Source organism: Micromonospora sp. IBHARD003 (assembly GCF_056106285.1).
Window position 1 is genome coordinate 4,965,963 of sequence record NZ_JBWBBX010000001.1, and the last position, 22,476, is coordinate 4,988,438.

Annotated in this window: 16 protein-coding genes and 1 tRNA gene; 12 read left to right on the forward strand and 5 right to left on the reverse strand. The window is 68.9% G+C overall.

Features of this window, described 5'->3' with window-relative positions; all coding sequences use genetic code 11:
• Both ACTWOL_RS22135 and ACTWOL_RS22140 read left to right on the forward strand, forming a co-directional pair.
• Window positions 1-1,455 (forward strand): DHA2 family efflux MFS transporter permease subunit, encoded by a 1,455-nt coding sequence (locus tag ACTWOL_RS22135; RefSeq protein WP_474298493.1) that lies wholly within the window; start codon window positions 1-3, stop codon window positions 1,453-1,455.
• 45 nt (window positions 1,456-1,500) lie between these two features.
• Window positions 1,501-2,562 carry a UDP-N-acetylmuramate dehydrogenase gene (locus tag ACTWOL_RS22140; RefSeq protein ID WP_474298494.1) on the forward strand — a complete coding sequence of 354 codons (1,062 nt, stop codon included), beginning with the start codon at window positions 1,501-1,503 and terminating at the stop codon, window positions 2,560-2,562.
• 45 nt (window positions 2,563-2,607) lie between these two features.
• Here the strand turns inward: ACTWOL_RS22140 and ACTWOL_RS22145 are convergent, their stop codons facing one another.
• Both ACTWOL_RS22145 and ACTWOL_RS22150 read right to left on the reverse strand, forming a co-directional pair.
• Complete coding sequence (locus ACTWOL_RS22145; protein WP_474298495.1) at window positions 2,608-3,636, reverse strand: adenosine deaminase; 1,029 nt, start codon at window positions 3,634-3,636, stop codon at window positions 2,608-2,610.
• A gap of 134 nt (window positions 3,637-3,770) precedes the next feature.
• Entirely contained in the window at window positions 3,771-4,997 is a 1,227-nt protein-coding gene (locus tag ACTWOL_RS22150; protein ID WP_474298496.1) for a pyridoxal phosphate-dependent aminotransferase, read from the reverse strand.
• Window positions 4,998-5,361: 364 nt separating this feature from the next.
• Here ACTWOL_RS22150 and ACTWOL_RS22155 point away from each other — a divergent pair.
• From ACTWOL_RS22155 to ACTWOL_RS22200, 10 genes are all read left to right on the forward strand, one after another.
• A tRNA-Trp gene (locus ACTWOL_RS22155) sits at window positions 5,362-5,434 on the forward strand.
• A gap of 106 nt (window positions 5,435-5,540) precedes the next feature.
• Window positions 5,541-5,828 (forward strand): preprotein translocase subunit SecE, encoded by a 288-nt coding sequence (gene secE / locus ACTWOL_RS22160; RefSeq protein WP_474298498.1) that lies wholly within the window; start codon window positions 5,541-5,543, stop codon window positions 5,826-5,828.
• A 263-nt stretch (window positions 5,829-6,091) separates the two neighbouring features.
• Window positions 6,092-6,802 (forward strand): transcription termination/antitermination protein NusG, encoded by a 711-nt coding sequence (gene nusG, locus ACTWOL_RS22165; protein WP_474301233.1) that lies wholly within the window; start codon window positions 6,092-6,094, stop codon window positions 6,800-6,802.
• Window positions 6,803-6,994: 192 nt separating this feature from the next.
• On the forward strand, window positions 6,995-7,429 hold the full coding sequence (rplK, locus tag ACTWOL_RS22170) for a 50S ribosomal protein L11 (protein ID WP_473173456.1): 435 nt from the start codon (window positions 6,995-6,997) through the stop codon (window positions 7,427-7,429).
• 104 nt (window positions 7,430-7,533) lie between these two features.
• Window positions 7,534-8,256: a 50S ribosomal protein L1 gene (gene rplA / locus ACTWOL_RS22175; RefSeq protein WP_474298499.1), complete on the forward strand. Its 723-nt coding sequence runs from the start codon at window positions 7,534-7,536 to the stop codon at window positions 8,254-8,256.
• Window positions 8,257-8,426: 170 nt separating this feature from the next.
• Complete coding sequence (locus tag ACTWOL_RS22180; RefSeq protein WP_474298500.1) at window positions 8,427-9,311, forward strand: SCO4651 family lipoprotein; 885 nt, start codon at window positions 8,427-8,429, stop codon at window positions 9,309-9,311.
• 268 nt (window positions 9,312-9,579) lie between these two features.
• Window positions 9,580-10,110: a 50S ribosomal protein L10 gene (gene rplJ, locus ACTWOL_RS22185; protein ID WP_474298501.1), complete on the forward strand. Its 531-nt coding sequence runs from the start codon at window positions 9,580-9,582 to the stop codon at window positions 10,108-10,110.
• A 110-nt stretch (window positions 10,111-10,220) separates the two neighbouring features.
• Window positions 10,221-10,601, forward strand: coding sequence for a 50S ribosomal protein L7/L12 (gene rplL / locus ACTWOL_RS22190; RefSeq protein ID WP_474298502.1), 381 nt, complete (start codon window positions 10,221-10,223; stop codon window positions 10,599-10,601).
• A gap of 530 nt (window positions 10,602-11,131) precedes the next feature.
• A complete protein-coding gene (rpoB, locus tag ACTWOL_RS22195) occupies window positions 11,132-14,617 on the forward strand; it encodes a DNA-directed RNA polymerase subunit beta (RefSeq protein ID WP_474298503.1) in 3,486 nt (1,161 codons plus the stop codon).
• A 93-nt stretch (window positions 14,618-14,710) separates the two neighbouring features.
• The gene (locus ACTWOL_RS22200) at window positions 14,711-18,622 is read left to right on the forward strand and encodes a DNA-directed RNA polymerase subunit beta' (protein ID WP_474298504.1); all 3,912 of its coding nucleotides are present in this window, start codon (window positions 14,711-14,713) and stop codon (window positions 18,620-18,622) included.
• A gap of 162 nt (window positions 18,623-18,784) precedes the next feature.
• Here ACTWOL_RS22200 and ACTWOL_RS22205 read toward each other — a convergent pair whose 3' ends face one another.
• From ACTWOL_RS22205 to ACTWOL_RS22215, 3 genes are all read right to left on the reverse strand, one after another.
• Window positions 18,785-20,251 (reverse strand): M48 family metalloprotease, encoded by a 1,467-nt coding sequence (locus tag ACTWOL_RS22205; protein WP_474298505.1) that lies wholly within the window; start codon window positions 20,249-20,251, stop codon window positions 18,785-18,787.
• An 89-nt stretch (window positions 20,252-20,340) separates the two neighbouring features.
• The gene (locus tag ACTWOL_RS22210; RefSeq protein WP_474298506.1) at window positions 20,341-20,853 is read right to left on the reverse strand and encodes a Pycsar system effector family protein; all 513 of its coding nucleotides are present in this window, start codon (window positions 20,851-20,853) and stop codon (window positions 20,341-20,343) included.
• Complete coding sequence (locus ACTWOL_RS22215; protein ID WP_474298507.1) at window positions 20,850-22,463, reverse strand: hypothetical protein; 1,614 nt, start codon at window positions 22,461-22,463, stop codon at window positions 20,850-20,852. Before ACTWOL_RS22215 ends, ACTWOL_RS22210 begins: the two co-directional genes overlap by 4 nt.
• Window positions 22,464-22,476 lie beyond the last annotated feature (13 nt).

Below are 22,476 nucleotides of genomic sequence, written 5' to 3' on the forward strand. Positions count from 1 at the left end.
ATGAAGCAGAAGACGGCCCGCGGAAGCGGCTCAGCCGCCTGGGCCCTCGTCATCACCAGCGTCGCCGGCTTCATGGCGGCCCTCGACAATCTCGTCGTCACCACCGCACTGCCCTCCATCCGCGCGGACCTCGGCGGCGTCCTCGCGGACCTGGAATGGACCGTCAACGCGTACACCCTGACGTTCGCCGTCCTGCTGATGTTCGGCGCGGCGCTCGGGGACCGCTTCGGCCGCCGGAGGCTGTTCATGGGCGGGCTCGCGGTCTTCACCGCCGCATCCGCCGCGGCCGCCCTCTCACCCGGCATAGACACGCTGATCGCCGCCCGTGCGCTGCAGGGCGTCGGCGCCGCGGTCATGATGCCGCTCACCCTCACGCTCCTCACGGCCGCCGTGCCCGCCGCACGGCGTGGCACGGCTCTGGGCATCTTCGGGGCGGTCACCGGTCTGGCCGTCGCCAGCGGTCCGCTCATCGGCGGCAGCCTCACCGAGCACCTGTCCTGGCAGTGGATCTTCTGGCTGAACGTCCCCGTCGGACTGGCCCTGCTGCCTCTGGCGCGGCTGCGCCTGGCCGAGTCGCACGGTCCCGGGGCACGGCTCGACTGGGTCGGCACGGTTCTCATCAGCACCGGACTTTTCGGCATCGTCTACGCCCTGGTCAGCACGCCGTCGTACGGCTGGACCAACGGACGCGTGCTGACCGGACTGATCGCGGGCGGGGTGCTGACCGGCGCGTTCATCCTGCACGGGATCAAGGGCAAGCACCCCATGCTGCCCATGCGGCTCTTCCGTGACCGCGGGTTCTTCGGCATCAACATCGCGAGCCTGCTGATGTTCCTCGGCATGTTCGGCTCGATCTTCCTGCTGAGCCAGTTCATGCAGTCCATCGTCGGCTACTCGCCCACCGAGGCCGGGCTGCGGATGCTCCCCTGGACGGGCATGCCCATGATCGTCGCACCGATCGCGGGCTTCCTCTCCGACCGGATCGGTGGGCGACCCGTCGTCGTCACCGGGCTCGCGCTCCAGGCCCTGGGACTCGGGTACTTCGCACTGATCATGGAGCCCGGCGTCTCGTACGCGGCCCAGCTGCCGGCGCTCATCATCAGCGGTATCGGCATGGCGCTGTACTTCGCCCCCGCGGCCAGCCTCGTCATGTCCAGCGTCCGCCCCGCCGAGCAGGGCATCGCCTCCGGCGCCAACAACGCCTTCCGCGAGGTCGGCGGAGCGCTGGGTGTGGCGATCCTCTCCTCCGTCTTCTCCGCACAGGGCGGCTTCCAGTCCGCCGAAGCGTTCACCGACGGCACGGTCCCGGCGCTGTGGATCGGAGCGGCGGCGATCGCGGTGGGAGCGGCGCTGGCCCTGCTCGTCCCGCGCCACCGGGCGGCGGCGGACACCCCCCGCGAGACCGTGGACGCGGCTCCCGCAGCTTCCGCCCCCAGGGACCGCGCGGCCGTCTGAACCCCCGCCTGCGGTCCGGGCCCCTTGGGCCCGGACCGTACTCTTGTGCCCGTGCAGGAACTCCATGACGCGCCCCTCGCCCCGCTGACCACCTTCCGCCTGGGCGGCCCGGCCACCCGTCTGGTCACGGCCACCACCGACGACGAGGTGGTCGCCGCCGTCCGCGAAGCCGACGCCTCCGGGACGCCCCTGCTGCTGATCGGCGGCGGGAGCAACCTGGTGATCGGGGACAAGGGCTTCGACGGTACGGCCCTGCGCATCGCCACCACGGGCTTCCACCTGGACGGCACCACGCTGGAGCTGGCCGCGGGCGAGGTGTGGACCGACGCCGTGGCCCGCACCGTGGAGGCCGGACTTGCCGGTATCGAGTGCCTGGCGGGCATCCCCGGCTCGGCCGGCGCCACGCCGATCCAGAACGTGGGGGCGTACGGCCAGGAGGTCTCCAGCACCATCACCGACGTCGTGGCGTACGACCGGCGCAGCGGTGAGACCGTCACCCTCCCGAACGCCGATTGCGGCTTCGCCTACCGCCACAGTCGCTTCAAGGCGGACCCCAGCCGCTATGTCGTGCTGCGCGTGCGGTTCGAGCTGGAGGACGCGGGCGGTCTGTCCGCGCCGATCAAGTACGCCGAGACGGCGCGCGCCCTCGGCGTCGGGCCGGGTGAGCGGGTCCCGGCGGCGGCCGCGCGCGAGACGGTCCTGAAGCTGCGTGCGAGCAAGGGCATGGTCCTGGATCCCGAGGACCACGACACCTGGTCGGCCGGTTCCTTCTTCACCAACCCGATCCTGACGGCGGCCGAGTACGAGACCTTCGTCGGCCGGGTCCGCGAGCGCCTCGGGGCCGACGTCACACCGCCCGCCTACCCCGCGGGGGACGGGCACACCAAGACCTCGGCGGCCTGGCTCATCGACAAGGCGGGCTTCGTCAAGGGGTACGGCGACGGCCGCGCGCGTATCTCCACCAAGCACACCCTGGCGCTGACCAACCGGGGCGGGGCCACCACCGAGGACCTGCTGGCGCTCGCCCGCGAGGTCGTCGCAGGGGTCAGGGACGTCTTCGGGGTCACCCTCGTCAACGAGCCGGTGACGGTCGGCGTCAGCCTCTGAGAAGCCACAGCGCGGGTCGGCCGGGTGTATCCGCCCGCCGCCGCGTCAGGCCTCCGGGCCGGCCAGCCAGTCGTCGATCCCCGACAGCAGCTTGTCCCTGAAGGTCTCCGACGCGGCCGAGGCCCGCACCGACTGGCGGGCCAGCTCGGCCAGCTCCGCGTCCGTGAAGCCGTGGTGGTGCCGGGCGATCTCGTACTGCGCCGCCAGCCGGGAGCCGAACAGGAGCGGGTCGTCCGCGCCCAGCGCCATGGGGACGCCGGCGTCCCACAGCGTCCGCAGGGGCACGTCCGCAGGCTTCTCGTAGACGCCGAGTGCCACGTTCGACGCCGGGCACACCTCGCACGTCACCCCCCGCTCGGCCAGCTTCCGCAGCAGCCGGGGATCCTCCGCCGCCCGCACGCCGTGGCCGATCCGCGAGGCCCGCAGATCGTCCAGACAGTCGCGCACGGACGAGGGCCCGGTCAGCTCGCCCCCGTGCGGTGCCGCCAGCAGACCGCCCTCCCTGGCGATCGCGAACGCCCGGTCGAAGTCCCGCGCCATACCGCGCCGCTCGTCGTTGGACAGCCCGAAGCCGACGACGCCCCGGTCCACGTACCGCACCGCGAGCCGTGCCAGCGTGCGGGCGTCCAGGGGATGCTTCATCCGGTTGGCGGCGACCAGCACCCGCATACCGAGGCCGGTGTCGCGCGACGCGCTCTCCACCGCGTCCAGGATGATCTCCAGCGCCGGGATCAGCCCGCCCAGCATCGGCGCGTACGACGTCGGGTCCACCTGGATCTCCAGCCAGCCGGAACCGTCCCTGACGTCCTCCTCGGCGGCCTCCCGCACCAGCCGCCGGATGTCCTCGGGCTCGCGCAGACACGATCGCGCGAGGTCGTACAGCCGCTGGAAACGGAACCAGCCGCGCTCGTCCGTCGCCCGGAGCTTCGGCGGTTCGCCGCCGGTCAGCGCCTCCGGGAGGTGCACGCCGTACTTGTCGGCGAGTTCGAGGAGGGTGGCGGGCCGCATCGAGCCGGTGAAGTGCAGATGCAGATGGGCCTTGGGCAGCAGGCTGAGGTCTCGAACGCGCTCCATTGAAAGATCCTGCCGCACGCCCCCCGTCCGAGGCACCCCCTTTCCCCGATCGGGACCTTGCCCGAACGCAGGAACGGGCCCCCGGCCGGAGCCGGAGACCCGTTCTGCGACGATGCCGCGACCGAAGCGGAACCTCAGTCCCGTGCCTCGGCGAGCAGCTTCTGCATCCGCGAGACACCCTCGACCAGGTCCTCGTCGCCCAGCGCGTACGACAGCCGCAGATAGCCCGGGGTGCCGAAGGCCTCGCCCGGGACGACCGCGACCTCGGCCTCCTCCAGGATCAGCGCGGCGAGCTCCACGGAGGTCTCCGGACGCTTGCCGCGGATCTCCTTGCCCAGCAGGCCCTTCACGGACGGGTACGCGTAGAAGGCGCCCTCCGGCTCCGGGCACATCACGCCGTCGATCTCGTTGAGCATCCGCACGATGGTCTGGCGGCGGCGGTCGAAGGCCTCGCGCATGGTCGCGACCGCGTCCAGGTCGCCGGAGACCGCGGCGAGCGCGGCGACCTGCGCCACGTTCGAGACGTTGGAGGTGGCGTGCGACTGCAGGTTGGTCGCGGCCTTGACGACGTCCTTGGGGCCCACGATCCAGCCCACCCGCCAGCCGGTCATGGCGTACGTCTTCGCCACGCCGTTCACGACGATGCACTTGTCGCGCAGCTCGGGCACCACGGCCGGGATCGAGGTGAACGTCGCGTCGCCGTAGACGAGGTGCTCGTAGATCTCGTCGGTCAGCACCCACAGGCCGTGCTCGAGCGCCCAGCGGGCGATCGCCTCGGTGTCCGCCGCGCTGTAGACCGCGCCGGTCGGGTTGGACGGGGACACGAAGAGGACGACCTTGGTCTTCTCCGTGCGGGCCGCCTCCAGCTGTTCGACCGAGACCCGGTAGCCGGTGGTCTCGTCGGCGACGACCTCCACCGGGACACCGCCCGCGAGCCGGATCGACTCGGGGTACGTGGTCCAGTACGGCGCCGGGACGATGACCTCGTCACCCGGGTCCAGGATCGCCGCGAAGGCCTCGTAGATCGCCTGCTTGCCGCCGTTGGTCACCAGCACCTGGGCGGGGTCGACCTCGTACCCGGAGTCACGCAGGGTCTTCTCGGCGATGGCCTTCTTCAGCTCGGGCAGGCCCCCCGCCGGCGTGTAGCGGTGGTACTTGGGGTTCCTGCATGCCTCGATGGCGGCGTCGACGATGTAGTCGGGCGTCGGGAAGTCGGGCTCGCCCGCGCCGAAGCCGATCACCGGACGGCCGGCGGCCTTGAGGGCCTTGGCCTTGGCGTCGACGGCGAGGGTCGCGGACTCGGAGATCGCGCCGATACGGGCGGAGACCCGGCGCTCGGTGGGAGGGGTTGCAGCGCTCATGCGCCCCATCGTCCCAGACCCCGCCTGACCCGGGCACAAGGGTTTCGCAGAGCGGACCGGATTCGTACGGGTCCGGTCGCATCCGGTCACACGGACTCCGCCGGAACGCCGGGTGAACCTCACGGGCCCCGGCCTGCGGCCGGCTGCGGGAACTCCCGGAAGGGACCGGCGGACCGCCGGCGGACCACTGGGCGGGCGGGCGACGCAGAGGCTGACGGAAGACTGACAGGACGCTGACAGAACACGGACAGAGACCACCGAAGCGCTATCTGTTCGACGCACGGCATCTGACCACGTACACTCTTGGCTCGTTGGCCCTCACCGACCACCTCCTCCGATGGGGTAGGTTTGTGGGGAACCACAAAGGGTCGTAGCTCAATTGGTAGAGCACTGGTCTCCAAAACCAGCGGTTGGGGGTTCAAGTCCCTCCGGCCCTGCTACACACACCTTCGCCAGGATGTGTGCGCATGTACGTACGTGAATGCACCGCCGTGCGGCTCAACCGGGCGCGGCACGGCCATGACCCGGAATCAGGTGAGAGACGTGACGGACGCCGTGGGCTCCATCGACATGCCTGATGCCGAGGATGAGGCACTCGAGGCCCGGAAGAAGTCCCGGAAGGGCGGCAAGCGCGGAAAGAAGGGCCCCCTCGGGCGCCTCGCGCTGTTCTACCGCCAGATCATCGCCGAGCTGCGCAAGGTCGTCTGGCCCACTCGCAGCCAGCTGACGACGTACACCACTGTGGTGATCGTCTTCGTCGTCGTCATGATCGGCCTTGTGACTGTGATCGACTATGGCCTCCAGGAAGCCGTGAAGTACGTCTTCGGCTGATCGGGCGGGAGGGCGCCTCAGTCGGCGCCTTTTCGCATGTTCCACCCATCTGTATCCAGGAAGAAGCAGCCACCGTGTCTGACCCGAACCTGAACGACGCCGTTGAGCCGCGCGTAGACGAGTCCGCTGAGGACGAGCTCGACATCGTCGAGGCGGCGGACGCTGTGGACCCGGACCAGGCGGAAGCTGCGGACGCCGCGGCGGGCGAGCCTGCCGAGGAGGCCGCGGTCCACGTCGAGGACGAGGCCGACGCGGTCGCAGAGGTGGACGAGGACGAGGCCGACGAGGCGGAGTCCGTCTACGAGGACGAGGCCGACGAGGCGGAGACCGTCGCCGAGGCCGAGCCCGAGGCTCCCGTCGACCCCGTCGCCGCTCTCCGCGACGAGCTGCGCGGTCTGCCCGGCGAGTGGTACGTGATCCACACCTACGCGGGCTACGAGAAGCGCGTGAAGGCCAACCTGGAGCAGCGCGCCGTCTCGCTGAACGTCGAGGAATTCATCTACCAGGCCGAGGTCCCCGAGGAAGAGATCGTCCAGATCAAGAACGGTGAGCGCAAGAACGTCCGGCAGAACAAGCTGCCCGGCTATGTGCTCGTCCGCATGGACCTGACGAACGAGTCCTGGGGCGTCGTGCGCAACACCCCGGGTGTCACCGGCTTCGTGGGCAACGCCTACGACCCGTACCCGCTGACCCTGGACGAGATCGTCAAGATGCTCGCCCCGGAGGCCGAGGAGAAGGCCGCCCGCGAGGCCGCCGAGGCCGAGGGCAAGCCGGCTCCGGCCCGCAAGGTCGAGGTCCAGGTGCTGGACTTCGAGGTCGGCGACTCGGTCACCGTCACCGACGGTCCGTTCGCCACCCTGCAGGCGACGATCAACGAGATCAACGCCGACTCCAAGAAGGTCAAGGGCCTGGTCGAGATCTTCGGCCGGGAGACCCCGGTCGAGCTGAGCTTCGACCAGATCCAGAAGAACTGACCGAGCCCTCGGGGCTCACAGGTTTCCGACCAGGTCAGAACGGTCTCGCCCGGGGGGTTTTCCCGCCGTGCGGAGCGTTCTGACCTGTCGGTTTTTCACCGCGCAGCCATACCCGTTATCGTTGTGCGGTATGCCTCCATCCGGATGATCGGGTGGAAGGCGGATAACTCTCACTAGGACCCGGAGAGAGCAATGCCTCCCAAGAAGAAGAAGGTCACGGGGCTGATCAAGCTCCAGATCCAGGCCGGTGCGGCCAACCCGGCTCCGCCGGTCGGCCCGGCACTGGGTCAGCACGGCGTCAACATCATGGAGTTCTGCAAGGCCTACAACGCGGCCACCGAGTCGCAGCGTGGCTGGGTGATCCCGGTGGAGATCACGGTCTACGAGGACCGTTCCTTCACCTTCATCACCAAGACCCCGCCGGCGTCGAGGATGATCCTCAAGGCCGCGGGTGTGGACAAGGGCTCCGGCGAGCCGCACAAGACCAAGGTCGCCAAGCTGACGCGCGACCAGGTCCGCGAGATCGCCACCACCAAGATGCCCGACCTGAACGCCAACGACCTGGACGCCGCCGAGAAGATCATCGCCGGCACCGCCCGTTCCATGGGCATCACGGTCGAGGGCTGACAGTCCCCGTAAGACCTCAGTGGTAGGGCCCGCGCTGGTCCGCACCACGACTCCACACCTGCCGTGCGGCGGAGCCGCATGGTGTTACTCCCACAGGAGAAGAAGTGAAGCGCAGCAAGGCTCTCCGCAACGCGGACGCCCAGATCGACCGGGAGCGTAACTACGCCCCGCTCGAGGCCGTCCGTCTTGCGAAGGACACCGCCACCACCAAGTTCGACGGCACCGTCGAGGTCGCCTTCCGCCTGGGCGTTGACCCGCGCAAGGCCGACCAGATGGTCCGTGGCACCGTGAACCTTCCGCACGGCACCGGCAAGACCGCCCGGGTCCTGGTCTTCGCGACCGGTGACCGTGCTGCGGCCGCGGAAGCCGCGGGCGCCGACATCGTCGGCTCCGACGAACTGATCGACGAGGTTTCGAAGGGCCGTCTGGACTTCGACGCCGTCGTCGCCACCCCGGACCTCATGGGCAAGGTCGGCCGCCTCGGCCGTGTGCTCGGTCCCCGTGGTCTGATGCCGAACCCCAAGACCGGCACCGTGACCATGGACGTCGCCAAGGCTGTCAACGACATCAAGGGCGGCAAGATCGAGTTCCGCGTCGACAAGCACTCGAACCTGCACTTCATCATCGGCAAGGTCTCCTTCGACGAGACCAAGCTGGTGGAGAACTACGCCGCGGCGCTGGAGGAGATCCTCCGTCTGAAGCCGTCCGCCGCGAAGGGCCGCTACATCAAGAAGGCGACCCTGACCACCACCATGGGCCCCGGCATCCCGCTGGACTCCAACCGCACCCGGAACCTCCTCGTCGAGGAGGACCCGGCCGCGGTCTGAGCCTGACCGGCTCACCGGCTGTGCACCGGCCCCGCGCCTCTTCCGAGGCGCGGGGCCGGTTGTTTTTTGGTGAGACAGCATGACTACCGAACGGTAGTCTTGCGAAGGTTTGATCGATTCGTACCACCTGATTGATCGGTGCGTACCACCTGGGGGGGAACATGCGTCAGATGCAGCGGAAGGCTGCCGGGGTCGTCATCACCGCTGCGCTGCTGTGCGGCACGGCCGCCTGCACCGGCGAGGACAAGCCCGCCGGCGACCGCAAGGCCGCGCAGCAGCAGAAGCAGCCGCAGAAGCCGACGGAGGTCACTCCGGCGGCGTTCGTGAAGCGCGCGGCCGACAAGAACGAGAAGCTGACCTCTGTCTCGTACCGGATGAAGGGGCAGATCCCCCAGGCGGGCCTGGTCGAGGCGACGGCGTCCGTCAGCCTCAAGCCCCTCGCGGCGAGCATGAAGATGGCGCAGAAGGGCGGCGCGGAGCGCGGCGAGGTGGAGATCCGCCTTGTCGACGGCGCGATGTACCTCAACGGTGGCAAGGCGGCCGCCGCCGAGATGGACGGCAAGAGCTGGCTCAAGTTCGACCTGAAGGCCATGGGGAAGGGCGCCGGCGGCAAGGACCCGCTGCGCGGGCTCGGGGACCGTGCGGACAGGAACCCCGCGGAGGACTCCGCGGCCCTGACCGCCGCCAAGGACCTCAAGAAGGTCGGTCCGGAGACCGTGGAGGGCGTGAAGACGACGCACTACACCGGCACCGTGCCGCTCTCCGCCGTGCGCGACAGCCTGAAGGAGAAGGACGCCGTGACCCGGGAGCGCCGCGAGAAGAGCCTGAAGCAGTACGAGCAGCTCGGGATCACGAAATTCACCATGGACATGTGGATCGACGGTGAGGACCACACCAAGCAGTTCCGTATGCGCGGGGCGGGCAACCAGGGTCCGATGGACGTGACGATCACCTTCCTCGACTACAACAAGCCGGTCACCGTCAAGGCCCCGCCGGCGGCCGAGACCCTTGATCTCGCGGCGATGCTCAAGGGCGCGAACAGCGCCCAGCGCTGAGCCGTCCGGGCGGATTTGCCTGCCGCCCACCGGTTCCCGTACTCTGCCACGGAAGCCAAAGACCGCTGGTCGTTGCTGTGCCCCGTACGGGGCACGGTGGCCGAAGGATCCGCTAGCTGCGGACGACCCGCGCAGGTGACTGTGGATGAGAGCTCCCGGGATTCCGGTCGAGCTGACGCCCCGTGCCTGCGCCGGGGCGTTTCGTTTTGTTCAGTCTCCTTCCTTCAGCCGATGCGGTCCTCATCACCCGGAAGGAGGCCGACGCTCTATGGCAAGGCCCGACAAGGCTGCCGCGGTAGCCGAGCTCGCGGATCAGTTCCGTAGCTCGAACGCCGCTGTGCTGACCGAGTACCGGGGTCTCACCGTGGCTCAGCTCAAGACGCTGCGCCGCGCACTCGGTGAGAACGCCCAGTACGCCGTGGTGAAGAACACGCTGACCAAGATTGCGGCCAACGAGGCCGGGATCACCGCACTCGACGACCAGTTCGCTGGTCCGACGGCGGTCGCCTTCATCACCGGTGACCCGGTGGAGTCGGCGAAGGGTCTTCGTGACTTCGCCAAGGAGAACCCGAACCTCATCATCAAGGGCGGTGTCCTTGACGGCAAGGCGCTGTCCGCCGATGAGATCAAGAAGCTTGCGGACCTCGAGTCCCGCGAGGTTCTGCTCGCCAAGCTGGCGGGTGCCTTCAAGGGCAAGCAGACGCAGACTGCTCAGCTCTTCCAGGCGCTCCCGTCGAAGCTCGTCCGCACCGTGGACGCTCTTCGCGCCAAGCAGGCCGAGCAGGGCGGTGCCGAGTAATTCGGCTCGCGCATTGACCCGCGCCGCCTAGCGCGCGGGTCGTAGCGGGCCGTACGCCCGCCGTTATGTACATCCCGGCACCAGCCGAATTAGTGGAAGGATCGCCCATCATGGCGAAGCTGTCTCAGGAAGACCTGCTCGCGCAGTTCGAGGAGATGACCCTCATCGAGCTCTCCGAGTTCGTGAAGGCGTTCGAGGAGAAGTTCGACGTCACCGCCGCCGCCGCGGTCGCCGTTGCCGGCCCCGCCGCCCCGGCCGCTGCCGAGGTCGTCGAGGAGCAGGACGAGTTCGACGTCATCCTCACCGGCGCCGGTGACAAGAAGATCCAGGTCATCAAGGTCGTGCGTGAGCTGACCTCCCTGGGCCTGAAGGAGGCCAAGGACCTCGTCGACGGCACCCCGAAGCCGGTCCTCGAGAAGGTCAACAAGGAGGCCGCTGACAAGGCCGCCGAGGCCCTCAAGGGCGCCGGTGCCGCTGTCGAGGTCAAGTGACCCCGCGAGTCTTCTGACTCCCGCGCTGTAACGCGCACGCACTGAAGGGCGATCACCCAACCGGGTGGTCGCTCTTCGGCGTTCCTGACGCCTCCGGGTGGTTCTCTTGCACCGTCGGCTGCGGAGAGTAGGGTGATCTTCGCCGTGCGCCAGGTGACGATCTCCACCAAGTGGGGGGCCTTGACGAACCGCACGCAGCGCGCAATTCTCAGGACGCGTCGTCACAACGGTCCAAGTTCGAGGCATGGATCGACGGCCGAACGGGCAGGATCGGTGTGCGCCTCCAGCGCACGGCATACCGCGGAGTTGAGAACAACGAGGGTCTCGGAAAACCCGCCCTGGACATCAGTGGGCCAAGTGGCTACACTGACCCTTTGCGCTGCCTGTTAGCTGCCCCCTGCCCGTCACCAGGGGCATACCCTCGCAAGAGCACGGTGGACCGAATACCCCTGACCTGGGATTTCTGGTCCTGTGCCCGGCTTGGGACCGGTACGCGCGTAGTGAGTCCGAGCCCTCGGAAGGACCCCCTCTTGGCCGCCTCGCGCAACGCCTCGATCGCGAATACGAACAACGGCGCCAGCACCGCCCCGCTGCGCATCTCCTTTGCAAAGATCAAGGAGCCCCTCGAGGTTCCGAACCTTCTTGCGCTGCAGACCGAGAGCTTTGACTGGCTGCTCGGCAACGCGGCCTGGAAGGCTCGTGTCGAGGCGGCTCTGGAGTCCGGACAGGACGTCCCCACCAAGTCCGGTCTGGAGGAGATCTTCGAGGAGATCTCGCCGATCGAGGACTTCTCCGGGTCGATGTCGCTGACTTTCCGCGACCACCGCTTCGAGCCCCCGAAGAACTCGATCGACGAGTGCAAGGAGCGCGACTTCACGTATGCCGCGCCGCTCTTCGTCACGGCCGAGTTCACCAACAACGAGACCGGCGAGATCAAGTCCCAGACGGTCTTCATGGGCGACTTCCCGCTCATGACCAACAAGGGCACCTTCGTCATCAACGGCACCGAGCGTGTCGTGGTGTCGCAGCTGGTCCGCTCGCCGGGTGTCTACTTCGACTCCTCCATCGACAAGACGTCCGACAAGGACATCTTCTCCGCCAAGATCATCCCGTCCCGGGGTGCCTGGCTGGAGATGGAGATCGACAAGCGCGACATGGTCGGTGTCCGTATCGACCGCAAGCGCAAGCAGTCCGTCACCGTCCTCCTGAAGGCGCTCGGCTGGACCACCGAGCAGATCCTCGAGGAGTTCGGCGAGTACGAGTCCATGCGCGCCACCCTGGAGAAGGACCACACCCAGGGCCAGGACGACGCGCTGCTCGACATCTACCGCAAGCTGCGCCCGGGCGAGCCCCCGACGCGTGAGGCCGCGCAGACGCTGCTCGAGAACCTGTACTTCAACCCGAAGCGCTACGACCTCGCCAAGGTCGGCCGCTACAAGGTCAACAAGAAGCTGGGTGCCGACGAGCCGCTGGACGCCGGCGTACTCACCGACCGTGACGTCATCGCCACCATCAAGTACCTGGTGAAGCTGCACGCCGGTGAGGCCGAGACGGCCGGTGAGAACGGCACGCAGATCGTCGTCGAGACGGACGACATCGACCACTTCGGCAACCGCCGTCTGCGCAACGTCGGCGAGCTCATCCAGAACCAGGTCCGCACGGGTCTGGCTCGTATGGAGCGCGTCGTGCGCGAGCGCATGACGACCCAGGACGTCGAGGCGATCACGCCGCAGACCCTGATCAACATCCGGCCGGTCGTCGCCTCCATCAAGGAGTTCTTCGGCACCAGCCAGCTGTCCCAGTTCATGGACCAGAACAACCCGCTGTCGGGCCTGACCCACAAGCGCCGTCTGTCGGCGCTGGGCCCCGGTGGTCTGTCCCGTGAGCGGGCCGGCTTCGAGGTCCGTGACGTGCACCCGTCCCACTACGGACGCATGTGCCCGATCGAGACCCCCGAAGGCCCGAACATCGGTCTGATCGGTTCGCTCGCCTCGTACGGCCGCGTCAACGCGTTCGGCTTCGTCGAGACCCCGTACCGCAAGGTCGTCGACGGCCAGGTCACCGACGAGGTGGACTACCTGACCGCCGACGAGGAGGACCGCTTCGTCATCGCGCAGGCCAACGCCGCGCTCAACGACGACCTGCGCTTCTCCGAGGCCCGTGTCCTGGTGCGCCGCCGTGGCGGCGAGGTCGACTACGTCTCGCCCGCGGACGTGGACTACATGGACGTCTCGCCGCGCCAGATGGTGTCGGTCGCGACCGCCATGATCCCCTTCCTCGAGCACGACGACGCCAACCGTGCCCTCATGGGCGCGAACATGATGCGCCAGGCCGTTCCGCTCATCAAGGCGGAGGCCCCGCTCGTCGGCACCGGCATGGAGTACCGCTGTGCCACCGACGCCGGCGACGTCGTCAAGGCCGAGAAGGACGGTGTGATCCAGGAGCTCTCCGCGGACTACATCACCGCCGCCAACGACGACGGCACGTACATCACGTACCGCCTGGCCAAGTTCGCCCGCTCCAACCAGGGCACCTCGGTCAACCAGAAGGTCGTCGTCTCCGAGGGCGACCGGGTCGTCGCGGGCCAGGTGCTCGCCGACGGTCCGGCCACCGAGGACGGCGAGATGGCGCTCGGCAAGAACCTGCTCGTCGCGTTCATGCCGTGGGAGGGCCACAACTACGAGGACGCGATCATCCTGTCGCAGCGCCTCGTCCAGGACGACGTCCTCTCCTCGATCCACATCGAGGAGCACGAGGTCGACGCCCGTGACACCAAGCTCGGCCCCGAGGAGATCACCCGGGACATCCCGAACGTCTCCGAGGAGGTCCTCGCGGACCTGGACGAGCGCGGCATCATCCGGATCGGTGCCGAGGTCGTCGCCGGCGACATCCTGGTCGGCAAGGTCACCCCGAAGGGTGAGACCGAGCTGACCCCGGAGGAGCGCCTGCTCCGCGCGATCTTCGGTGAGAAGGCCCGTGAGGTCCGTGACACCTCGCTGAAGGTGCCGCACGGCGAGACCGGCAAGGTCATCGGCGTCCGCGTCTTCGACCGCGAGGAGGGCGACGAGCTTCCCCCCGGTGTGAACCAGCTGGTGCGCGTCTACGTCGCGCAGAAGCGCAAGATCACCGACGGTGACAAGCTCGCCGGCCGTCACGGCAACAAGGGCGTCATCTCCAAGATCCTCCCGATCGAGGACATGCCGTTCCTGGAGGACGGCACCCCGGTCGACATCATCCTCAACCCGCTCGGTGTCCCGTCCCGAATGAACCCGGGACAGGTCCTGGAGATCCACCTCGGCTGGCTCGCCAGCCGCGGCTGGGACGTCTCCGGCCTCGCGGACGAGTGGGCCCAGCGTCTGCAGACCATCGGCGCCGACCAGGTCGCCCCGGGCACCAACGTCGCGACCCCGGTCTTCGACGGTGCGCGCGAGGACGAGCTCGCGGGTCTGCTCCAGCACACCATCCCGAACCGCGACGGCGAGCGCATGGTGCTCCCGACCGGCAAGGCGCGCCTGTTCGACGGCCGCTCCGGCGAGCCGTTCCCGGACCCGATCTCGGTCGGGTACATGTACATCCTCAAGCTGCACCACCTGGTCGACGACAAGCTGCACGCCCGTTCGACCGGTCCGTACTCGATGATCACCCAGCAGCCGCTGGGTGGTAAGGCTCAGTTCGGTGGCCAGCGCTTCGGTGAGATGGAGGTGTGGGCGCTCGAGGCATACGGCGCCGCATACGCCCTCCAGGAACTGCTGACCATCAAGTCCGACGACGTCACCGGCCGCGTGAAGGTCTACGAGGCCATCGTCAAGGGCGAGAACATTCCCGAGCCCGGCATCCCCGAGTCCTTCAAGGTGCTCATCAAGGAGATGCAGTCCCTGTGCCTCAACGTGGAGGTGCTGTCCTCGGACGGCATGTCCATCGAGATGCGCGACACCGACGAGGACGTCTTCCGCGCTGCGGAAGAGCTCGGCATCGACCTGTCCCGGCGCGAGCCGAGCAGCGTCGAAGAGGTCTGACGGGTCTCCCGCCACCCCTCACCAGGGGTGGCGGGCCCCGGGACCCCGTACAGACCATGATTGAGACACGACCCTGAGAGGGATTGACGCATAGTGCTCGACGTCAACTTCTTCGACGAGCTGCGGATCGGCCTGGCCACCGCTGACGACATCCGTCAGTGGTCCCACGGCGAGGTCAAGAAGCCCGAGACCATCAACTACCGCACGCTCAAGCCCGAAAAGGACGGACTCTTCTGCGAGAAGATCTTCGGTCCTACCCGGGACTGGGAGTGCTACTGCGGCAAGTACAAGCGCGTCCGCTTCAAGGGCATCATCTGTGAGCGGTGTGGCGTCGAGGTCACCCGCGCCAAGGTGCGCCGCGAGCGGATGGGCCACATCGAGCTGGCCGCTCCCGTCACCCACATCTGGTACTTCAAGGGCGTTCCGTCGCGGCTGGGCTACCTGCTCGACCTCGCCCCGAAGGACCTGGAGAAGGTCATCTACTTCGCGGCGTACATGATCACGTACGTCGACGACGAGCGCCGCACGCGCGACCTGCCCTCGCTGGAGGCCCATGTCTCCGTCGAGCGCCAGCAGATCGAGAACCGCCGCGACGCCGACCTGGAGGCCCGCGCCAAGAAGCTCGAGGGCGACCTGGCCGAGCTCGAGGCCGAGGGTGCCAAGGCCGATGTGCGCCGCAAGGTGCGCGAGGGTGCCGAGCGTGAGATGAAGCAGCTGCGCGACCGTTCGCAGCGCGAGATCGACCGTCTCGACGAGGTGTGGAGCCGCTTCAAGAACCTCAAGGTCCAGGACCTCGAGGGTGACGAGCTGCTCTACCGCGAGCTGCGTGACCGCTTCGGCACGTACTTCGACGGCTCGATGGGTGCCGCGGCGCTGCAGAAGCGCCTGGAGTCCTTCGACCTGGAGGAGGAGGCCGAGCGCCTCCGCGAGATCATCCGTACCGGCAAGGGCCAGAAGAAGACCCGTGCGCTCAAGCGCCTCAAGGTCGTCTCCGCCTTCCTGCAGACCAGCAACAGCCCCAAGGGCATGGTGCTGGACTGCGTCCCGGTGATCCCGCCGGACCTGCGTCCGATGGTGCAGCTGGACGGTGGCCGCTTCGCGACCTCCGACCTGAACGACCTGTACCGCCGCGTCATCAACCGGAACAACCGTCTGAAGCGTCTGCTCGACCTCGGTGCTCCCGAGATCATCGTGAACAACGAGAAGCGGATGCTCCAGGAGGCCGTCGACGCGCTGTTCGACAACGGCCGCCGTGGCCGCCCGGTCACCGGACCCGGTAACCGCCCGCTGAAGTCCCTCAGCGACATGCTGAAGGGCAAGCAGGGCCGCTTCCGTCAGAACCTGCTCGGTAAGCGAGTCGACTACTCGGCGCGTTCCGTCATCGTCGTCGGCCCGCAGCTGAAGCTGCACCAGTGCGGTCTGCCCAAGGCCATGGCGCTGGAGCTCTTCAAGCCGTTCGTGATGAAGCGCCTGGTCGACCTGAACCACGCGCAGAACATCAAGTCGGCCAAGCGCATGGTCGAGCGTGGCCGCACCGTGGTGTACGACGTCCTCGAAGAGGTCATCGCCGAGCACCCGGTGCTGCTGAACCGTGCGCCCACGCTGCACCGCCTCGGCATCCAGGCCTTCGAGCCGCAGCTGGTCGAGGGCAAGGCCATCCAGATCCACCCGCTCGTCTGTACCGCGTTCAACGCGGACTTCGACGGTGACCAGATGGCCGTGCACCTGCCGCTGTCCGCGGAGGCGCAGGCCGAGGCCCGCATCCTGATGCTGTCCTCGAACAACATCCTCAAGCCGGCCGACGGCCGTCCGGTGACCATGCCGACCCAGGACATGGTGCTGGGCCTCTTCTTCCTCACCACGGACGAGGAGGAGCGCGAGGTGCGCGGCGAGGGCCGTGCGTTCAACTCCACCGCCGAGGCGATCATGGCCTTCGACGCCCGGGAGCTCTCGCTCCAGGCGAAGGTCGACATCCGCTTCCCGATCGGCACCGTCCCGCCGCGTGGCTGGACCCCGCCGATCGACGAGGAGGGCGACGACTCCGTCGTCGGTGCCTGGCAGCAGGGCGACAGCTTCCGGCTGAAGACCACCCTGGGCCGTGCGCTCTTCAACGAGCTGCTGCCCGAGGACTACCCGTTCGTGGACTACTCGGTCGGCAAGAAGCAGCTCTCCGAGATCGTCAACGACCTCGCCGAGCGCTACCCGAAGGTCATCGTGGCGGCGACGCTCGACAACCTGAAGGCGGCCGGCTTCTACTGGGCGACCCGTTCCGGTGTCACCGTCGCCATCTCCGACGTCGTCGTTCCCGAGGCGAAGAAGGAGATCGTCGCGGGCTACGAGGCGCAGGACGAGAAGGTCCAGAAGCAGTACGAGCGCGGTCTGATCACCAAGCAGGAGCGCACGCAGGAGCTCATCACCATCTGGACCAAGGCGACCAACGAGGTCGCCGAGGCGATGAACGCGAACTTCCCGAAGACCAACCCCATCTTCATGATGGTCAACTCGGGTGCTCGCGGAAACATGATGCAGATGCGTCAGATCGCCGGTATGCGTGGTCTGGTGTCGAACGCCAAGAACGAGACCATCCCGCGTCCGATCAAGGCGTCCTTCCGCGAGGGCCTGTCCGTGCTGGAGTACTTCATCTCCACGCACGGTGCCCGAAAGGGTCTCGCCGACACCGCCCTGCGTACGGCCGACTCGGGTTACCTGACCCGTCGTCTGGTCGACGTCTCGCAGGACGTCATCATCCGCGAGGAGGACTGCGGCACCGAACGCGGTCTGAAGCTGCGGATCGCCGAGCGCGGCGCCGACGGCGTCCTGCGCAAGGCGGAGGACGTCGAGACGTCCGTGTACGCGCGGATGCTCGCCGAGGACGTCGTCGTGGACGGCAAGGTCATCGCGCCGGCGAACGTCGACCTCGGTGACGTGCTGATCGACGCGCTGGTGGGCGCGAGCGTCGAGGAGGTCAAGACCCGCTCGGTCCTGACCTGTGAGTCCGCGGTCGGCACGTGTGCGTACTGCTACGGCCGTTCGCTGGCCACCGGCAAGCTGGTCGACATCGGTGAGGCGGTCGGCATCATCGCCGCCCAGTCCATCGGTGAGCCCGGTACCCAGCTGACGATGCGTACCTTCCACACCGGTGGTGTGGCCGGTGACGACATCACCCAGGGTCTGCCGCGTGTCGTCGAGCTCTTCGAGGCCCGTACCCCGAAGGGTGTCGCCCCGATCTCCGAGGCCTCCGGCCGGGTGCGGATCGAGGAGACCGAGAAGACCAAGAAGCTCGTCGTCACCCCGGACGACGGCAGCGACGAGACGGCGTTCCCGATCTCGAAGCGTGCCCGTCTGCTGGTGGGCGAGGGCGACCACGTCGAGGTGGGCCAGAAGCTCACCGTGGGTGCCACCAACCCGCACGACGTGCTGCGCATCCTCGGCCAGCGGGCCGTCCAGGTCCACCTGGTCGGCGAGGTCCAGAAGGTCTACAACTCGCAGGGCGTGTCGATCCACGACAAGCACATCGAGATCATCATCCGGCAGATGCTGCGCCGTGTGACGATCATCGAGTCCGGCGACGCGGAGCTGCTGCCGGGCGAGCTCGTCGAGCGCTCGAAGTTCGAGACCGAGAACCGTCGTGTGGTCACCGAGGGCGGTCACCCCGCCTCCGGCCGTCCGCAGCTGATGGGTATCACCAAGGCCTCGCTCGCCACCGAGTCGTGGCTGTCGGCGGCGTCCTTCCAGGAGACGACCAGGGTCCTCACCGACGCGGCGATCAACGCCAAGTCGGACTCCCTGATCGGCCTCAAGGAGAACGTCATCATCGGTAAGCTCATCCCGGCCGGTACGGGCCTGTCCCGCTACCGCAACATCCGGGTCGAGCCGACCGAGGAGGCCAAGGCCGCGATGTACTCGGCCGTCGGCTACGACGACATCGACTACTCGCCGTTCGGCACCGGCTCCGGCCAGGCCGTTCCGCTGGAGGACTACGACTACGGTCCGTACAACCAGTAAGCGAGCAGCTTGAGAAGGGCGGCCACCCCGTGCACTACGGGGTGGCCGCCCTTCTGTGTGCCGCCCGGCGCCCGGGCCGGGGCCTTGCCCCGGGAGGCGTCGGTGCGGCGGGTCGGGCCCGACCAGCCCCCCGCGCCGGTCGGACCCACGATCGCGGCGAGCTCAGCGCCTGCCGTGGTCCTCCAGATACGGCTGGAGCCGCTGCAGCCGCTCCGGGTAGTCCGGGTGCGTGCGAAGCGCCTTCGCCAGCCGGCCGGGGCGGGGAGGCTTCTGTCCTGCCGCCGCCGCGAACTGCGCGGCCTGGGCCTCGGTCTGGACCTGGCGTACGTGCATGGCCTGGAGGATCCCGGCGAGCTGCGGGGCGAAGCCGAGCGCCGCGGCGTGCTGGTCGGCGCGTAGTTCGGCCTTACGGCTGACCATGGCCAGCAGATACGGCGCGAGCAGCATGGGCACCACGATCATCCACGCGGACGCCACGAACGCCAGCAGGCAGACGCCGAAGGTCAGCAGCAGGAACCCGGTCGCGGGCAACGAGATCGCCCGCGCGACGATCAGGGCGAAGCGGGCGACGCCGCGGATCGCGGCCCATGTCAGCCGGGCGGGCAGGGCGTACCACTGCCCCAGCAGCGAAGCCCAGGCGTGACCGCCGGTGTGATGGCCGAGTTCATGCGCGAGTGCGGCGGCGAGCTGGCCGCCCGGCAGATGGTTCAGTGAGTACGTCGTGACGCCGACGATATGACCCGCGGCGGCGTAGGCGTTGACGTCGTCGTTCTCCTCGATCCACAGCTCGTAGGCGCTTCCGTCGACCCCGGCGCGGGCGGTCACCTCCGCCCAGACGGGCTGCAGCCGGGCCAGCTCGGCGGGCAGCGGTCGGCGCAGCTTCAGCAGCCGGCGGGCCAGGAAGTCCTCGGTGGGCCGGTGGAAGATCAGCACACCGCTCGCGATCCAGGCGACGACGGGCAGCCATGCCAGTGAGCCGGCGAACACGGCCGACACTCCGGCGACCACGCTGAGGCTGGCGAGGAACGCCGGCAGCTGGATGAGCAGCCGGCTTATGGCGGTGGAGTCAGCCCTTCGCTGGGTGCGGGCGAGGTGGACCCGGCGCTGCTCGAAGTCCATCTCGTCGGGGTGGCGCCCAGGAGGCACGGGTGCGGCGGGCTCGGAGGTGGGCGGGGGGTGGCCGGGCGTTGGGTAGGGCGGCGTGGGATAGGCGGGCGGCGGCGGGGCCTCGGCGTGGCCGGGCTGCCCGGACTGCGGGTGGGGCGGGGGACCCTGGGGGTAGGTGGGTCCGGGCGCGGGATACGTGGGGGCGGCGGCGCCGGGGTAGGTCGGTTCGGCTTGGGGGTATGTGGGTTCGGCCTGGGGGTATGTGGGTTCGGGTCCTGGGTAGGTCGGTTCGGCTTGGGGGTACGTGGGTTCGGGCGCGGGATACGTGGGGGCGGCGGCGCCGGGGTAGGTCGGTTCGGCCTGGGGGTATGTGGGTTCGGGTCCTGGATACGTCGGCTCGGCCTGCGGGTACGTGGGTCCGGTGCCCGGGTGGGTGGGGCCGGCGGCCTGGGGATACGAAGGTTCGGGATACGCGGGAGAAGAGCCCGCGGGGTACTGCGGATCCTGGGACTGCTGGGTCATCGCACGCTCCTTGGAAGTGGTGTGGGGTCGTCCCGGCGCGGCCGCGGCTGTGTTCCGCGGTGCTGCCGCCGTCGCTCGGCCGGAGGGCCTCAGCCGGATAGCACCGCGCCCGGGAGCAGCAGGGCGCTGAGGAAGAAGGCCGCCAGGCCGATGCGTATCCACCGGTGCTTGTCGGCGACGATGCGGCTGGTCTCGGCGAGCGAGGCGGCGAGCGCGGAGCACTCGTCGACGGCCGTGTCGGCCAGGGCCTGGACGAGCCGGCCCTGGGCGGCGGCGCGTTCGATGTCGCCGAAGTACATGAGGGGCCGCCCTGGTGACCAGCGGCTCGACCGGTACCTCGGCAGCACGGCCATGAGCAGGGAGAGCAGCGCCAGGGCCATGCAGCACGCCCCCGTCCACCACAGGGCCGTGGCCATGCCGTCCAGGTCGGCGGGCCGCCAGCGGCGTGCGGTGAGCAGGCCGCTGAGTGCTCCGACGGTCATGCCCAGCGCTCCGGCGAGCACGGCCGCCTTGCTGTCCGCCCGCGCGATCTCCCCGCGCACCTCGTCGAGCAGCCGGGCCGCGGTGGTCACCGACTCTCTGCCGGGCTGTCCCTCTGTCACGGCTCGCGCCCCTCGACGCGGTCGAGAGCGTCCGAGGGCCCGGGCCCGGTGGTGGGCACGACATCCGTCGGCACGACAGCCGTGGGTTCGGCCCCGGCGGTCGGGGCCACGGGCGCGCTCTCGGGAGCCGCGACCGGTGGCGGCGCCGGGAACCCGTAGGCCATGGACGCCGCGGGTGCAGGAGGCATGGGCGGTGGCGCCGACGCCGTCCCCTGCGGCGGCTGCCAGGCCGGGAAGGCGCTGTACGGCTGCTGGTCGGGCGGTCCCGGGGGTGCCGCAGGCGGGGGCATGGGCGAGCCCTGGGCTCCGTACGGTCCGGGGACCCCGGGCGCCGGGACTGCGGGCTGGTGCGGCGCAGCCCCCGGTCCCCAGGCGGCAGCCGGCTGCCAGCCGACCGGTTCCCCGGGAACAGGCGGTGCCGGACGCGTCGCATCGGCCGGGCCCGGCGGGGTATCCGCCGGGGCTGTCCCCCCTTCCACCGGCATCTGCGGCAGCTGGTGCTGGGGAGGCATGGGTGTCGGTACGGTGTCGGCGACACCGGGCAGCCGCTGCGCCAGGATCTGGTTGACGGCGTCGAGCGCGAGCTTCTTGGGCTCGTCGAGCTGGAACGCCTCCGCGTGGTTGCCGCCCAGCAGTTGGCCGACCAGCTCACGCTGCTGCTCGATCAGCCGGAGCTGGTCCTCGCGCAGCGACCGCATCACCATGGCGGAGTCCTCGGGGTGCTGGGCGAGATGCAGCGCCCAGGCCCGTACCCCGCCGTGCTGGAGGTGGTACGCGTAGAACTCGACCTTCTGCGCCTCGATCGCCTGCAGTTCCAGCTGCTGGCGCCCGGCCAGCAACGCCTGCTGGTGCTGCATCGCCTGCTGCTGCATCACCAGTTCGTGCTGTTGCTGCTGGTAGTCGAGCGCCCGCCCCGACTGGAGCAGGTCCTGCTGCCGGGTGCGCCGGTCCACCTCCAGATCGATGTCCATGCCCCGCTGGGCGACGAGGACCTGCTCGGTGCTCTGGTGGTCGATGGCCTGCTTGCGCCTCTCGTGGGCGATGTTCTCCTCGTCCCTGCGCAGTCGTGCGGTCCAGGTCACCTGGAGTCCCGCGGTTTTGCCGAGCGGGCCGAAGTCCCTTACCGCCTGCAGCAGCGCCCGTTCCGCCTGGGCGCTCTCGGCGATGCCGAAGCCCCGGGTGACCGGACGGGCCGCCTGCTGGAGTTCGCCGAGCACCAGGTCGGGTACGTGCCGGTGGCCGCTGGCGACGAACGCCGCGGGGTCCACGACCTGCCAGGACAGCTCGACCGCGGCACCGAACTCGAACGCGTCGTTGTCACTGGGCAGCGCCAGCTCTGCCTGCACCGGGTGGATACCCATGTCCACCTCGTAGACGGCGGTGTAGCGCTTGCCCGCCACATCGGTGCGGCTGGGCCGGTGCGGAGGGAGATAGCTGTCGTACGTCCCCTTGGCCGTGACGAAGACGAGAGCGTGATCGATCCGGGTGGACGGCTTGCGGGTGGCGTACTCGAAGCGGGAAAGCTGGCGCACCGTCAGTACGGGGTCGGTCAGCTGGGTATGGCGATCCGCGTTCTGGTGCCACTCGGGCGGGCGGCGGAAGTCGGCCATGGGGGTTCTCCTT